The organism is Xanthobacter agilis (assembly GCF_021730435.1).
GTDB lineage: Bacteria > Pseudomonadota > Alphaproteobacteria > Rhizobiales > Xanthobacteraceae > Xanthobacter > Xanthobacter agilis.
In genome coordinates, this window is the sequence record NZ_JABWGX010000019.1 from 1 (window position 1) to 16113 (window position 16113).

7 protein-coding genes, 2 tRNA genes and 1 pseudogene are annotated in these 16113 nt (G+C 68.5%); 6 read left to right on the forward strand and 4 right to left on the reverse strand.

Annotated features, from left to right (window positions below; translation table 11 throughout):
* Nucleotides 1–50: 50 nt before the first annotated feature.
* Nucleotides 51–1514 carry an NAD(P)H-hydrate dehydratase gene (locus HUW53_RS14180; RefSeq protein ID WP_237346506.1) on the reverse strand — a complete coding sequence of 488 codons (1464 nt, stop codon included), beginning with the start codon at nt 1512–1514 and terminating at the stop codon, nt 51–53.
* Nucleotides 1515–1766: 252 nt separating this feature from the next.
* Between HUW53_RS14180 and HUW53_RS14185 the strand changes: the two genes are divergently transcribed.
* From HUW53_RS14185 to HUW53_RS14200, 5 genes and pseudogenes are all read left to right on the forward strand, one after another.
* Nucleotides 1767–2105, forward strand: coding sequence for a P-II family nitrogen regulator (locus HUW53_RS14185; protein WP_237346421.1), 339 nt, complete (start codon nt 1767–1769; stop codon nt 2103–2105).
* Between the two features lie 48 nt (nt 2106–2153).
* Nucleotides 2154–3569 carry a type I glutamate--ammonia ligase gene (gene glnA, locus HUW53_RS14190; protein ID WP_237346422.1) on the forward strand — a complete coding sequence of 472 codons (1416 nt, stop codon included), beginning with the start codon at nt 2154–2156 and terminating at the stop codon, nt 3567–3569.
* Between the two features lie 180 nt (nt 3570–3749).
* Nucleotides 3750–3824: transfer RNA gene (locus tag HUW53_RS14195), tRNA-Glu, on the forward strand.
* Nucleotides 3825–4052: 228 nt separating this feature from the next.
* Nucleotides 4053–4910 (forward strand): annotated as a pseudogene (locus HUW53_RS21990) (type IIL restriction-modification enzyme MmeI); the annotation flags it as partial.
* A 286-nt stretch (nt 4911–5196) separates the two neighbouring features.
* On the forward strand, nt 5197–7437 hold the full coding sequence (locus HUW53_RS14200) for a class I SAM-dependent DNA methyltransferase (RefSeq protein ID WP_307499985.1): 2241 nt from the start codon (nt 5197–5199) through the stop codon (nt 7435–7437).
* A 458-nt stretch (nt 7438–7895) separates the two neighbouring features.
* Here the strand turns inward: HUW53_RS14200 and HUW53_RS14205 are convergent.
* Nucleotides 7896–7969: transfer RNA gene (locus HUW53_RS14205), tRNA-Gln, on the reverse strand.
* 329 nt (nt 7970–8298) lie between these two features.
* Here HUW53_RS14205 and HUW53_RS14210 point away from each other — a divergent pair.
* A complete protein-coding gene (locus HUW53_RS14210; protein WP_237346423.1) occupies nt 8299–8508 on the forward strand; it encodes a hypothetical protein in 210 nt (69 codons plus the stop codon).
* Nucleotides 8509–8648: 140 nt separating this feature from the next.
* On the opposite strand, the gene pbpC is transcribed toward HUW53_RS14210, so the two are convergent.
* Nucleotides 8649–10772: a penicillin-binding protein 1C gene (gene pbpC / locus HUW53_RS14215; protein WP_237346424.1), complete on the reverse strand. Its 2124-nt coding sequence runs from the start codon at nt 10770–10772 to the stop codon at nt 8649–8651.
* Nucleotides 10769–15919: an alpha-2-macroglobulin family protein gene (locus HUW53_RS14220; protein ID WP_237346425.1), complete on the reverse strand. Its 5151-nt coding sequence runs from the start codon at nt 15917–15919 to the stop codon at nt 10769–10771. Before HUW53_RS14220 ends, pbpC begins: the two co-directional genes overlap by 4 nt.
* Nucleotides 15920–16113 lie beyond the last annotated feature (194 nt).

Below are 16113 nucleotides of genomic sequence, written 5' to 3' on the forward strand. Positions count from 1 at the left end.
CCCCGCCACGGTGACTTTCAGCCGCGCCCTGCCCGGCGCCGGCCATGCCCTCATTCCATCCCGAGCGCCTCGTAAAGTCGCGTGTAGACCGCCCGCAGCGCCTCCGGAAGATCGTCGGCCACAAGGCCGGGTCCTGCCGCCCGCGCCGCTTCCCCATGCACCCACACGGCTGCGGCCGCGGCTTCATAGGCGGGCATCCCCTGGGCCAACAGGCCGAGGGTGATGCCGGCCAGCACGTCGCCCGCCCCCGCCGTGGCCAGATAGGCCGGCGCATTCTCGGCGATCGCCGCCCGGCCGTCGGGCGCGGCGACCACCGTATCCGGCCCCTTGAGCACGACGATGCCGCCGAGCCGCGCGGCCGCCGCGCGCGCGCGGGCGAGCTTGCCGGGCCGCTCCAGAACTTCCGGCGTGCCGTGGAACAGGCGCGCGAACTCCCCGTCGTGCGGGGTGATGACCAGGGCGGCGGCCTGCCGGGCCACGTCTCCCACGCTCCAGGCCGCGCCGGCGAACGAGGTGAGCGCATCGGCATCGAGCACCACGCGCCGCCCGGGCGCGGCGATGGCGACGAGTTGCCGCGTCGTGGCGCCCACGCCGAGACCCGGTCCGAGCAGAACCGTGTTCAACCGCGTGTCCGCGAGCAGCGCCGACAGGTCCGCCGGCCGCTCCATGGGCCGCGCCATGACCGCCGCGTACGACCCGGCATGGAGCGGCAGCGCCGCCGCCGGACAGGCGACGGTGACAAGCCCCGCCCCGGCCCGCAGCGCGCCGCGAGCCGCGAGCCGCGCCGCCCCCGATGTCCAGGCACCGCCGCTCACCACCACCCCATGGCCGCGATCATATTTGTGGCCGCTCCGGCGCGGCACCGGAAACAGCGCCTCCCACAGATGGGGCGCGTTGACGGCGGTCTTTGGACGCACCAGATCGAGCACCGCATCGGGAATGCCGATATCCGCCACCCGCACCTTGCCGCACAGGCTGCGACCTGGTTCCAGCAGATGGCCCGGCTTGCGGCGGAAGAAGGTCACCGTTTCCACCGCCGGCGCCGCCGCGCCCCGCACCAGGCCGGTGGCGCCATCGAGACCCGAAGGCAGATCCACCGCCACGATCGGACGGCCCGAAGCCGCCATGCGCTCCACCAAGGCCCGCGCGGCGCCATCGAGATCGCGCGCGAGGCCGGCGCCGAACAGGGCATCGACGATCAGATCCGCGGCCATGACATCCACGCGCGTGGCGTCCTCCACGGGACCACGCCAGAGGGCGGCCACCGCCGCGGCATCCCCCGCCAGCCGCCCCCGTTCGCCGAGCAGCGCCACCCGCACCCGGAACCCCCGCTGCGCCAGCACCCGCGCCGCGACGAAGCCGTCGCCGCCATTGTTGCCCGGCCCGCACAGAACCAGCACCCGCGTGGCATGGGGCCTGCGGGCGACCACGTCGGCCACCGCGCAGCCTGCCTTTTCCATCAGCGCGAGGGCGGGGACCCCCGCGTCCACGGCGCAGTGATCGGCTCGACTCATTTCCTGAGGATCAAGAAGCGCGTACACTCCAGCCTCCTGTCGGCTATGCCTAGTTCATGCACACGATCAGCGGGGCGCGCAGGCAATTGCCGCCCAACTATTGGGCATGTCGAATATTTTTTGTGCAATCAGGGGCGAACCCCTGACCATCTGATGGCATCCCCCCGTGGAGCGACGTATGGCACACATCCTGCTTAACTGTCGCCGGCTCGGCCATGCGGCGGCGGGTCGGGCCACGGGGAGACGGAGCGCATGAAGAAGATCGAGGCAATCATAAAGCCCTTCAAGCTGGATGAGGTGAAGGAAGCATTGCAGGACGTGGGCCTGCAGGGCATCACCGTCACCGAGGCGAAGGGCTTTGGGCGCCAGAAGGGTCACACGGAGCTTTATCGCGGTGCCGAGTACGTGGTGGACTTCCTGCCCAAGGTGAAGATCGAGATCGTGCTCGCCGACGAGATGGTGGAAAAAGCAGTTGACGCGATTCGCCGCGCTGCCCAGACGGGCCGGATCGGCGATGGCAAGATTTTCGTGTCCCCCGTCGAGGAGGCGATCCGCATCCGCACCGGCGAGTCCGGCCTCGACGCCATCTGACACCTCCCAAGATCCCGCAGAGTTTTCCGCAGAAAGGTAGACATCCACATGACGACCAAGACGGCCAAGGACGTCCTCGATAAGATCAAAGCCGAGGACGTGAAGTACGTCGACCTGCGCTTCACCGATCCGCGCGGCAAGTGGCAGCACGTCACCTTCGATATTTCCATGGTGGATGAGGAATTCCTGACCGAGGGCACCGCCTTCGACGGCTCCTCGATCGCCGGCTGGAAGGCCATCAACGAGTCCGACATGCTGCTCATGCCGGATCCGGCCACGACCTGCGTGGACCCCTTCTTTTCCGAGACGACGCTCTCGATCGTCTGCGACGTGCTGGAGCCGACCACCGGCCAGCCCTACGGCCGCGACCCGCGCTCCATCGCCCGCAAGGCCGAGGCCTATCTGAAGTCCACCGCCGTCGGCGACAGCGTGTTCTTCGGCCCCGAGGCCGAGTTCTTCATTTTCGACGACGTCCGCTTCAAGGCCGACCCGTACAACACGGGCTTCAAGCTCGACTCCGTCGAGCTGCCGACCAACGGCGACACCGAATATGAGGGCGGCAACCTCGGTCACCGCGTGAAGACCAAGGGCGGCTACTTCCCGGTGCCCCCGATCGACAGCGCCCAGGACATGCGCTCCGAGATGCTCGCCTCCATGGCCAAGATGGGCGCCGTGGTCGAGAAGCATCACCACGAGGTGGCTTCCGCCCAGCACGAGCTCGGCCTGAAGTTCGGCTCGCTGGTCACGATGGCCGACCACCTGCAGATCTACAAGTATTGTATCCATCAGGTCGCCAACATCTATGGCAAGACCGCGACCTTCATGCCGAAGCCCGTTTTTGGTGACAACGGCTCGGGCATGCACGTCCACCAGTCCATCTGGAAGGACGGCAAGCCGCTCTTCGCCGGCGACAAGTATGCCGACCTGTCCGACTACTGCCTGTGGTACATCGGCGGCGTCATCAAGCACGCCAAGTCCATCAACGCCTTCACCAACCCGCTGACCAACTCCTACAAGCGTCTGGTCCCGGGCTATGAGGCGCCGGTGCTGCTGGCCTACTCCGCGCGCAACCGCTCGGCGTCCTGCCGCATCCCCTACACCAACAACCCGAAGGCCAAGCGCGTCGAGGTTCGCTTCCCCGATCCGGGCGCGAACCCCTACCTCGCCTTCTCGGCGCTGTTCATGGCCGGCATGGACGGCATCCTGAACCGCATCGACCCCGGCCAGGCCATGGACAAGGATCTCTACGACCTGCCCCCGGCCGAGCTGAAGCAGATCCCGACCGTGTGCGGCTCGCTGCGCGAGGCCCTCGCCTCGCTCGAGGCGGATCACGAGTACCTGCTGAAGGGCGACGTGTTCCAGAAGGACTTCATCGAGTCCTACATCGAGCTCAAGATGACCGAAGTGCACCGGTTCGAAATGACCCCGCACCCGGTCGAGTTCGAGATGTATTACTCGGTGTGATGCACGAGGCGATCGGGCGTCCGCGCCGGATCGCCTTTCTATCGGTACGTTTTCTGCGACTGGGGCGCCTTTTGCGAGGCGCCCCTTTCTTTTTTTCTGAGCCGGCATCGCGCCTTTGGAAAACTGCCTCAAAGGCGCTTGCCCTTTGCCGCGCACCCCGCCTATAAGGGCGGGCGGTTAGCGCCCTTCGTCTATCGGTTAGGACGCCACCCTTTCACGGTGGAGAGAGGGGTTCGACTCCCCTAGGGCGCGCCAGCACATTTCCCAATATTTTGGCTCATCACAAGATGTTCCCGAACGCGCCGGAGGCAGCTTCGGTCGCTCCGTTCGATGTCTCTCCCGACAGCGTGGTGATAGCCGCCCTCCCCCAGGCGGCCGGCGCACCACCGCTGACCTAAAAAGCCGCGCAGAGGGTCCGCGTGCGCGCCATCGACGACCTGTCGCGGTTGATGGTAACACCTGCGGAGGCAGCGGGGGCGAATCATGCAGGCGGAGGTTGAGGCCTTCATCGCGCGATGGCAGGGGCGCGAGGGTGGGCAGGAGCGGGCCAATTACGCCTTGTTCCTCAGTGAACTGGCGTCCGTGCTCAAGCTGCCGCGACCCGACCCCGCCAGCGCCAGCCACGACGGAAACGACTATGTGTTCGAGCGGGTGGTGCGCGAAACCGCCCGCGACGGCACGGTGTCCAACAAGCGCATCGACCTCTACAAGCGCGACTGCTTCATTCTCGAAGCCAAGCAATCCCGTTTTTCCGGCGACAAGAAGCTCGCCGACGCGCCCGCAGATTCCCCGGCCGGCAAGACCCGTGGCCGGCGCGGCGCCGAACGGGCCTGGGACGTGCTGATGCTCAATGCGCGGCGGCAGGCGGAAGACTATGTGCGCCTCCTTCCGCCGGACCACGAGCCGCCGCCCTTCGTGCTGGTGTGCGATGTCGGGCACTGCATCGAGGTCTATGCCAATTTCCGCCGCGACGGCAAAGCCTACGACCAGTTTCCCGATCGCGCGGCGTTCCGCATCTATCTGGAGGATCTGCGCGAGGACGCCGTGCGCCGGCGGCTTGCGGCCATCTGGACCGAGCCCATGTCGCTCGATCCCTCGCGCCACGCGGCGCGGGTCACGCGCAACATCGCCGCGCGCCTGGCCGAGGTTTCAAAAACGCTGGAAGAGGGCGGGCAGCCGCCGGAGCGCGTGGCCATGTTCCTCATGCGCGTGCTCTTCACCATGTTCGCGGAAGACGTGGGCCTGCTGCCGCAAGACTCCTTCAAGTCCCTGCTTAAGGAGTGCGAGGCCCAGCCGCAGATCTTTCCGGCCATGCTGGAAGACCTGTGGAAAGCGATGGATGAAGGCGGCTTCACCGCCACCATCAAGCATCAGGTGCGGCGGTTCAACGGCGAGTTCTTCAAGAACCGCACCGCGCTCGCCCTCGACAAGGGCTCCATCGGCGACCTGCGGGCGGCGGCGGAATATGACTGGCGCGATGTGGAGCCCGCCATCTTCGGCACCCTGCTGGAACAGGCCCTGGATGCGGAGGACCGCCGCCGCCTGGGCGCGCACTATACCCCGCGCGTATGTGGAACGGCTCGTCATCGCCACCCTCATCGATCCCCTGCGGGCGGAATGGGAGCAGGTGCTGTCCACCGCCGAGCGCCAGAAGACGGATGGGCGCGGCGCCGAGGCGGCGAAGACGGTGCAGGCCTTCCACGACAAGCTGTGCGACATCCAGGTGCTGGACCCGGCCTGCGGCACCGGCAACTTCCTTTATGTGGCGCTGGAGCTGATGAAGCGCCTGGAAGGCGAGGTGCTGGAGGCGGTCGCCGACCTTGGCGGACAGGAAGCCCTGACCGGCCTTGAGAGCCACACCGTGGACCCGCACCAGTTCCTGGGGCTGGAGCTGAACCCGCGCGCCGCCGCCATTGCCGAGCTGGTGCTGTGGATCGGCCATTTGCAATGGTATGTGCGCACGCGTGGCGGCCTGCCGAGCGACCCGATCCTGAGGGCCTTCCGCAATATCGAGGCGCGCGACGCGGTGCTGACCTGGGACGGCTATCCGCGCCGTCAATGGCAGGAGGGCGAGGCGGCCTATCCCAACCCGCGCGCGCCGGACTGGCCGAAGGCGGATTTCATCGTCGGCAACCCGCCCTTCATCGGCGGATCACTGTTGCGCGCGCGGCTGGGGGATGCCTATGCGCGGGCGCTGTGGGCGGCGCACCCGCACATGAACGAAAGCGCGGATTTCGTCATGTATTGGTGGGATCAGGCGGCACAAATCCTGTTGCGCCGGGGCACGGCGCTGAAGCGCTTCGGCTTCGTCACCACCAATTCCATCAGCCAGGTGTTTCAGCGCCGGGTGATGGAGCGATACCTGTCCGCCAAGAAGCCGCTGTCGCTGGTGATGGCCATTCCCGATCACCCCTGGACCAAGGCCACCCGGGACAGCGCCGCCGTGCGCATCGCCATGACGGTGGCCGAGGCCGGGAAGAGCGACGGGCTGCTGCGCGAGGTAGTGTCCGAAGCGGACATCGACACCGACGCGCCGGTGATCCTGTTCGCGGACAAGGCGGGGCGGATCAATCCTGACCTAAGCTGTGGCACCAATACCTTAGAGGCTCAGCCTCTCCTTTCTAATACTGGAGTGGGTGGAAGGGGGGTGCAACCAATTGGGATGGGGTTTCTCCTGGAGCCAGACGCTTACGCAAAAATTCCGATTCAAGAGCGCCGCCATTTTTTAAAAAAGTACTTGAATGGAAGAGATTTATCTCAAAAATCCAGGAATCTATACATCATAGACGCATACAAGGCGCCAGAATATGAACTATTATCCAAGGCTTCCACCTTGTATCAACATATTTTGCTTTATGTCCGGCCTGAACGCATTAAGAATCACAGGGCATCCTATCGAGAAAAATGGTGGCAATTTGGAGAAAATATGGAATCCATGAGAAAATCTATTTTAGGAATTGATAGATATATTGTATCTACAAGAACAGCGAAGCATAAAATATTTATTTTTGTTGATGGAAAAACGCTATGCGATTCAAAAATCAATACATTTGGCTTTGATGACGCTTGGATTCTTGGCGTTCTATCATCCTCTTTCCATCGGTCATGGGCAATTGCCCGTGGCGGCTGGCTCGGCATAGGAAATGATCATACCTATAATCACACGGAATGCTTCGATCCCTTCCCCTTCCCGGACGCCACCGAGCCGCAGAAGGCGGCCATCCGCGCCATCGCGGAAGAGCTGGACGCGCACCGCAAGCGGGTGCTGGAGCGCCATGAACACCTCACCTTGACCGGCCTTTACAACGTGCTGGAACAACTCAAGGCCGGGGTGGCGCCCGCCGGGCTGGAGCCCAGGGACCGGCGCATCTTCGATGACGGCCTCGTGCTGATCCTGAAAGAACTGCATGACCGGCTCGACGCCGCCGTGGCCGATGCCTATGGCTGGCCCGCCGATCTGCCCGACGACGCGGTGCTCGCCCGCCTCGTGGCCCTGAACAAGGCCCGCGCGAAGGAAGAAAAGCGCGGCCTCGTGCGCTGGCTGCGGCCCGATTATCAGATCCCCCGTTTCGGCTCCGAACAGGAGAAGGCGCGGCAGATCGAGGCCGATCTCGGCGAGGCGGACGAAGCCAAGGCCGCCGGCCCGCGCCCCACCTTCCCCAAGGGCGAAATGGAGCAAACCGCCGTAGTCATGGACGCCCTCGCCACCAGCCCCGCCCCCATGGACGCCCCAAGCATCGCCGCCGGCTTCCGCCCCGGCCCCAAGGTAAAAGCCGCCGTGGCCGACATCCTCTCCGCCCTGTTCCGCCTGGGCGTGATCGCCACCACCGACGGCGGCAAAACCTTTTCCCTGCGCAAGGCAGCTTGATCGCCCGCACGGAGCGCGGTCCCCGTTCCGTCCTCGCCGCCCTCCCCGCTCACCGGCAAGACCCGGTCGAGAACGATCCCGCGCTGGCGCGCGCTCACCGCACCGGCACCGGCCCGCCATCCACCCCCATTGCGGCATCGCCCTGCCGCCTCCGATGGCGCTTCCGATGGCGCTTCCCCATGGCGCTTCAACCCTTCACCCCGCGAGACCGCGCAAACGTCTTCGCCGCCACCGGAGATGAGCCCGATTAAGCCGAAACCGCTCCAGGTTATTGCTGTCACGCGTTTTCTTCACGCGAACCGGAATCTACCGCGCGTGAAAATGCTCCGGCCCGCGCCCCCCGCCCTGGCGGAAAGCGCGATCCAGCCCCGCGCAACAGCAACGCAAACGCCCGCCCGAGCGCCCAGCCCACGCGTTTCGTTCTGTTCTGAGATCGGAAAAAGTGAGGCGCCATCATTTGGCTGGGGGACCTGGATTCGAACCAGGATTAACGGAGTCAGAGTCCGCGGTTCTACCGTTGAACTATCCCCCACCCTCTCGCCTGCCGCCGCCGGCGGGGCCGGAAGAGCGGTGGTTCGAGTGGTGTGCCCGAAGGCAGGAGCGCTCTATAGGCAATTCGCCGGAGCCGGTCCAGACTCTTTTTGAATAATCCACAGCCCCACACGCATACAGGCCGCGCATTGGTGCCATGCACAAAGCCCCCTGTTGCGCCGCATCGGATCCGCCTATCTCTGCGGCAGCTTCAATACCAAGGGCCCGTGAGCTTGACTCACGGGCCCTTGGTTAAGCCCGCGCGGCGCCTGAGCGAACCCACTCGGCACCGGTCAAAGACCGGGGCTGATGGTATTAAGGAGTTGAAGAATGGCAACGGTTCACGCGAACGGCCTTCAGGGGCACGGTTTCATCGCGCGGGTCGGCGCCGCGATGTCGGAGTTCTTCACGACGGTCGCCGAGGCGCGCCGGATGGCGGATCGATATGAAGATCCGACCCATCTCGGGAACAGCGAGTTCGAGCGCATGGGCCTCACCCGCGAGGATGTTCCCGAGACCGCGCTTCATCCCAAGCACTGAGTATCCGCCGGCACCGCCGGTACTGTTCAAGTTGTGTTTCCTCCCAAGGACTTCATCCCGCACGTCCCTGATGTGCGGGATTTTTCTTGTATTCAGTCCGCGTCTTCAGGCCGCCGCGAAAAACACGATGCCGCCCGCGCCTACTCCACCCGCACGGTCACGCTGTCGGCGCGGCCGGTGGCATCGATCACCGTGATGCGCGTGAAGCCGCGGCCCGCCGGGTTCCAGAACAGCACGCGAGCGTCGTCGGCATGGGCCGCCGGCCGCCCGTCCACCAGCAGGGTCAGCGGCAGCATCCCGCCCTCCACCTTCACCGCGAACGCGCTCGCGCCGCCGGCCGCGTCCCCCCCGTCGCGCGTGACACGGGCGCCATCGGGCGGATAGACCACCTGCATGGCGCGGCCGTCCATGGCCCCGCCGAAATGGCGCTGCGGCGGTGGCAGGCGCGGATTGGCGGCGATCAGCGCGCCGCGCGGCGCCGGACCAAGGCTTGCCGGCGTGCGCACGATGCGCGCGAAGGCGTCGAACAGCAGCGGCGCGGCGGCGCTCCGCCCGGTGAGGTCCGCCACCGCCTGCCCATCGGGCCGGCCCACCCAGACCGCCACCGTGCGCCGGCCGTCGAAGCCCACCGCCCAGGAATCGCGATAACCGTAAGAGGTACCGGTCTTGAAGGCGATGCGGCCGCCCAAGGCGTTTTCCGGGGCCGGCGTGCCCAACAGGCACTGCCCCACATACCAGGCCGCCACCTCCCCCACGAGGTGCCCCTTGCGCGGCGCCGCCACGGCGCCATCGTCGCGGCGATAGACCAGGGGATGCGCCTCGCCGCCGCGCGCCAGCGCCACATAGAGCATGGCCAGATCCGTGAGGCGGATGCCCACGCCACCGAGGCCCATGGGCAGCGCGGGGGCCGCGCCCGGCGGCAGCTCCAGCCGGGCGCCCGCCTCCTTCAGCCGGCTGGCGAGGCGCTGCGGACCCACCGCATCCAGCAGCCGCACCGCCGGCACGTTCAGCGACATCTGCAGCGCCTTGCGCACCGAAAGAGTGCCCTGGAAGCCGCGATCGAAATTTTCCGGTCGCCACGCGCCGAACCGCACCGGGCGATCCTCGATGAGGGTCTCGGGATGGGCCACGCCGTCGTCGAAGGCGAGCGCATAGATGAACGGCTTCAGGGTCGAGCCCGGCGAGCGCACGGCACGGGCAAGATCCACCTCGCCCGCGCGGGCGGTATCGGAGAAGTCGGCGGACCCCACATAGGCGCGGACCTCGGCGCTGTCGTTGTCCACCACCACCAGGGCCGCCGAAAGGCCACGCCCCAAGGTCTGCGCCCGCTCGCGCACAAGCCCTTCCAGCCGCTCCTGAAGGGCGCCGTCGAGGGTCAGCGGATGGCGCGACAGGGCCGGGCGCTCGGCCACCATGTCCTCGGCAAGATGGGGCGCGAGGCGCGGCATGGGCCGGCGACCGCGCGGCATGGGCTCGGCCTTGGCCACCCGCACCTCATCGGCGGACACCACCCCCTCCCGCAGCAGACGGTCGAGCACGCGGGCGCGGGCGGCGCGGGCCTGGGCCGGCGCGCGATCCGGCCGCCGGGCTTCGGGCGATTGGGGCAGCGCCACCAGCAGCGCCATCTCGCCAAGGGTGAGCCGGCGCGGCTCCTTGCCGAAATAGGTGAGGGACGCCGCCCGCACCCCCTCGATATTGCCGCCATAGGGGGCAAGCGCCAGATAGAGCGCGAGGATCTCCGCCTTGGACAGGCGCGCCTCCAGCTCCAGCGCGCGGCGCATCTGGGCCAGCTTGGCGGCGACCGTGCGCGGGCGTGGCGGCTCCAGAAGGCGCGCCACCTGCATGGTGAGGGTCGAGCCGCCGGACACCACCCGCCCGGTCGTCAGCCCCTGCCACGCCGCGCGCACCAGCGCCACCGGATCAATGCCGCCATGGGTGGCAAAGCGCTTGTCCTCATAGGCTTCAACGAGGCCGATGAAGCGCGGATCCACGCCCTCCGCCGTGGCGGCAAGGCGCCAGCGGCCATCGGGCAGCGCGAACGGGCGCAACAGGCGCCCCTCGCGGTCCACCACCTCGCGCGACACCGGCGGCCGCGGCGCCGGCGGCGCCCCGCCCCTGAGACCCGCGAGCCCCGCCACCACGCCGCCGCCGATCACGGCCGCGGCCAGCGCCGTCACGGCGGCGAGGCGCGCGGCGAGCGACCAGCGCCGCCCGGCCTCCCCGCGCCGGTCGCGGTCCGGGCTCTCAGTGCCGCGCCTGCTCATTTGGCGGGAGCCACCTCCACGGCTCCGGCGCCGGTGCGGGCGAAACGGTCGGGACGGTACATGTCCTCCACCACCGCCGGCGGATGGGCATAGCGGCCGGGCGACACCGCCCGCACCACATAGGCCACCACGAACGGGGCATCCCCCTCCTGGCGGGTCACGGCGGCCACGAAACGGTCGTCGCGGAACTCCACATGGCTGGTCTCGCTGGTCTCGTCGAGCCAGGCGAAGCCGCCGTCACCGCCGCCCTGGACGAGGCTCGGATTCTCGATCTCGAAGCCGGCGGGCAGATAGTCCACCAGCAGGATATCGGCGCGGGTGCTGTCGGTCTCCGTCACCTTCAGCACCACGGCGAAGCGCTGGTTCTGGGTCGCCTGGGCGGGATCGGCGGGCTTGCCGTCGAGGGTGTAATAGCGCCGCTCCAGGTCGAAGCCGCGGGCGATGGCCGGCTCCGGCGCCACCGGCGCGCCATTGATGGACACCACCACCTTCACCGGCTCCGGCCCGCCATTGCGCAGGGTGAGCGCGCCCCGCTCCAGATCGGCGCGCGACAGGGTGCGGCCGAACACGCCCCGTTCCTCGGCCCCGTCCACGTTGAGCACCATGGCCTTGGCACTGTTGACCAGGGACGTGGCGGCGAGGATCAGCCACGCGTTCTCCTGGGTGGAGGTGCGCTCGGTGCGCACCCGCGCGGCATCCACGCGGGCGAGGGCAATGTCGGCATATTTCTCCATCCCCGCCTCGCGGGCGAGCACCGTCAGCGCCGCCGCATCGCGCAGGACCGAGCCGAAGTCCGCCCGGCCCGCGGGCGCATTCGCCGGAGCGGCGGGCAGCCCCTCCAGCGCCACGTTGAACACCCGTTCGGCGCGGGTGCGGTCGCCCAGCAAGGCGAGGGCGGCGGCCACCTGCCCCTGAGCCAGCGGCCCGGAGAGGTTCTTCAGCCGCGTATCGGCGATGTAGCGCAGATCACCCAGCGGCGCCCGGCCGTTGCGAGCGAGCACATAAAGCGCATAGGCAAGCCCCTCGGAGCCGGACTGCATCTCCGCCCCCGCCAAATTCACCGTGTTGCGCAGGCGGTCGAGGGCGAGGTCGAACGCCTCTTCCGGCACGGCGAAGCCCTTCTCTTTCGCGCGGGTCAGAAAGTCGGCCACATAAGCGTCGAGCCAAGTATCCTCGCCGCCCGCCGCCCACAGGCCGAAGGAACCGTCCGACCCCTGCCGCGCCATCAGGCGCGTGACCGAGTCACGGATGCGCTGGTCCGCGCCGGGGTCCGCGACCCGGCCGATGAGGGCCGACAGGTCGTTGTAGGACAGGAGCGGCAGGGCGCGGCTGGTGATCTGCTCGGCGCAGCCATAGGGGTAGCGATCGAGCGCGGCGAGCAGGGCCGGCACGTCGATGGTGCTGTTGGGCGTCACGCTCACCGCCACCGATCCGGTGCCGGGCAGAAGGTCGCCCACCAGCGCCGTGGAAAGGGTCAGGCTTTCCCCCGGCGCCAAATTGCGCACGGTGCGCCGCGCGATCTCCGGATACGCCGGCCGCACATTGAGCGCGAAGCTGCGGACGATCTCCACCCCCTGCCCCGTGAGCTTCACGTTGATGGCGGCGGCCCCCACGCCGCGCCCCTCCACCGCGAGACGCACCGGCAGCCGCTGCTTCTCCGCGAGGGTCACAGCCGGCGCCGGCTGCGGCACGGCGGCCGCGCCGGTGGCGGTCACGTCGAGGCGGTAGCTGCCCGCCGGGGCTTCCACATTGGTGAGATCGAGGGTGAGGGTCGAACGATCGCCGGCGGCCAGGAAGCGCGGCAAAGTGGCGAGCACCACCACCTTGTCCCGCACCACCACGTCGGTGGACCCGTGCCCCAGCTTGTCGGCGCTCCAAGCCATGGCCATCAGGCGCACCGTGCCGTCGAAGGCCGGAATGGGGAAAGACACGAGCGCGGTGCCGTCCGCCGCCACCGGCACGATGCCGGAGAAGAGCGCCAAGGGCGCCTGGGTGGGCGGACTGGCCTGGAGCTGGCCTTCCCCGCCGTCGCCGCCGGAGCGCAGGCGCCCAGCGCTGCCCTGCATGCCGTCGATGAGCGCGCCGTAGAGGTCGCGGATCTCGGGCGAAAGCCGGCGTTGGCCGAAGATGACGGCATCGGGCGCCGGCGGCTTGAAGCCGGTGAGGTTGAGGATGCCCACATCCACCGCCGCCACCGTCACGAATGCCTTGTCGCCCGGCGCGATGCCGGAGACCCGCACCGGCACGGCGAGGGTTTCGTTGGGCCGCATCTGCGCCGGCGGCGTCAGCTCCACCTTCAGGGTGCGCGCCTCCCGGTTCACGGAAAACCAGGCCAGCCCGATGGCCCGGCCCGGCATGCGGCCAGCCGCCACATCCAGCGGACGATGCAGGAAGGCCACGAGATAGGCGCCGGGACCCCAGTTCTCGGCCGCCTTGAAGCTCACCTTGTTGGCGCCGGGCGATACCGACACCACCTTTTGCGCCAGCAGGCCCTCGTTCAGCACCATCACCGTCGCGGTGCCGGCGGTGCGGGCGGTGATGGTGGCGGCCACGGTGTCGCCGGTGGCGTAGGCGGACCGGTCGAGGGTCAGCTCCAGCTTGTCCGGAGTGTTGGCGGTGCCGTCGCCGCCGAAACCGGCATCAAACGCCAGGGACGTCAGCGGCAGACCGTCGCCGATCACGTCAAGGCGATAGCGGCCGTATTCGGTGGGCACGGCAAGGCGAGCCGGGCCATCGGACAGGGTCGACAGGCGCCCCTCGCCCACCCGCGTCACCACCTTCACCGGCTCGTAATCCCAGGAGCTGCCCACCTTGTACCACTGGTAGCGCGTCTCGATTCGCGAGAGCTTCCAGGTGAGGTTGGGGGCGGCGAGCAGCTTGTCGTCCACCCCGGCCACCACCACGTCGAAATTCGCCGTCTCCCCTTCCCGCACGCGGTCGGAGAACAGCGGCTTCACGCCGATCTGGCTGCCGGCGGGCGCCACCGGCAGGACGATGCTACGCTGAACCGCGCGCCCGCCCGCCTCCACGAGGCGCACCAGAGTTTCCATTTCCAGCGGACGGTCGGTGCGCGGCAGGGTGCCGGCGGCAACACTCAGGGTCGCCTTGCCCGCCCCATCGGTGCGCGGGGCGTCGGCCACCGGCTGGCGCTCGGCGAACACGTCGTCATCGGCATTGCCGAAGCGATAGCCCTCGAACCCCTTGCGGCTCTCGGCGATACGAAGCTCGGTCTCGGACTCCACATCGAGGCTGGCGGCCGGCGCGCCGAACAGGAAGCGGCCTTCGAGCAGCACCTCGACCGGGCGGGTCCGCGAGACCTTCGCATCGCGTGCGGACAGGGTGAACTCCACCCGGTCCGGCACATAGTCTTCCACCAGGAAGGAGGCCTCGCCGATGGCCGGGAGCTTGGGATCGGTGAACGCCCGCACCCGCCAGGTGCCGGTCATGGCCCCCTTGAGCAAGGCAAGATCCACCGTGCGCCCGCCGGCCGACTGGTCCGCCACCACCAGCCGGCGATCCTCCACGCCGTCGGGCCGCTGCAGCACCAGCGTGAGCGGTACGCCCGCCGCCGCGCGGCCCTGGGCATCGCGCAGCAGCACGGTGAGATGCACGCTTTCGCCGGAACGGTAGACGCCGCGCTCGGGTGTCACGAAGGCGTCGAGGGCGCGCGGCGCCTCGCGCCCGGCAACCCCCCGGTCGGTGAGATCGAAGGCGGTTTCCTGAAGCGACAGAAAGGCATAGTCGCCGGCCTTGGTGCGGGCGATCACCACCTCCGGCTCCAGCCCCGCGGGCCCCCGCGACAGGCCGGGATCGAAGCGCACATGCCCGTCCGCGTCGGAACGCGCCTCGCCCAGCACCTCGTTGGACTTGGCGACAAGCTGCACGCTCGCGTCGGCCACCGGCTGGGCGGTGCCCAGCGCCCGCACCAGCACGTGCACGCCGTCTTGCGCCGACAGGGCGGTGAGGCCGAGGTCGGAGACGATGAACCACTGGGTCGCCTCGCTGCCGTAGTCCTCGTCACCCAGCACCCGGTCGGGCTTGGCGGTCATCACATAGACGCCGGGCTCGAGGGTGCCGATGGCCTCGGAGATGGGCACGGCGGTGGTGACCTCGCCGTTCAGCGGGCTCTCCACCTCCAGGATGCCGGAATAAATGGCGATGGCGGTCGCCGCCGCCATCTGCTCACGCACGAAGGAATCGATGTTCTGCCGGAACTCCCCCTGGATGGCGGTGGGCACCAGGGCCCGGTCGCCGATGCGCAGGATGTTCACCTTCACCGCCTGCGTGTTCACCGAGACGATGGGAATGCCCTTCTGCCCGGTGCGGGGCAGCACATAATTGCGGCCGGTGAAGTGCACCGAAGGGGCGCGGTCGCGCACATAAAAGGAGAGATCGACCGGCTTGCGCAGGCTTTCGCCGTTGGCGGCGGGCACACCGGGGCGCACCCGCAGGGTGTAGCGCTCGCCGTGCTTCAGGCCCTCCACGCAGATCTGTCGCGCCTCCGCCGTCACCGCCGGCTTTGCCATGCCGCCGACCTGCACGAAGGGAGCGAAATCGGTTCCGGCGGCGAGGTCCTCGGAAAACTGCACGCAGGCGCGCGGCGCCGCCGAATCCGCCTCCACGGAATAATCCACCAGCCGGAAGCCGTGCTCGTCCTTCAGCTTTTCATAGAAGGCGCGTTCGGCCGGCGCATCGCGCAGGGCCAGCGACACCTTCATGGTGTCCAGCGCCGCGCTCCACAGCCCGCGCCCGGCATAAAGGCGGCCGATGAGGGCCAGCGCATCGGCCTCGTCCGCCCGCGTGCCCGCCCGGCGATAGGCGATGTAGGCGGCGGCCAGGGCGTTGTCGGTGATGGCGTTCGCGTCCTCGTCCTCATTGGGCTTGATGGCGGCGAGCGACCGGGCAAGGCGCAGCCACACGCCCGCGTCCTGCGGCGCCACCAGGGTCAGCCCGCCATAGAGCGCGGCGGCGGAGCGGGCATCATTGCGCTGAAACGCCTGGTCGGCATCGCGGCGGGCGCGGTCGAGGGGAGCGGTGGGCGCCGTCGCCTCCCGCCGCAGCAGACGCTCGTAGCGCTTGGCGCCGGTGACGAGGTCGGCGCGCTGAAAGGTCTTCGCCGTCGCCGGGCGCGCCGGCGGGGCAGCCACAGGGGGCGCGGCGGCGGGTGGATTCGCGGCGGGCGCGGGGAGCGGCGCCGGCGGGCGCGGCTGCGCGAGAGCGGCGGATGCGAGGCCGAATGCGAGTGTGCCGGCACACAGGGCACCCAGCGCCCCATTCAAACCGCGCGTCAAACCGCGTGTCAAACCGCGCGCGAACAGACGACGAGCGAATGTCATGGCCC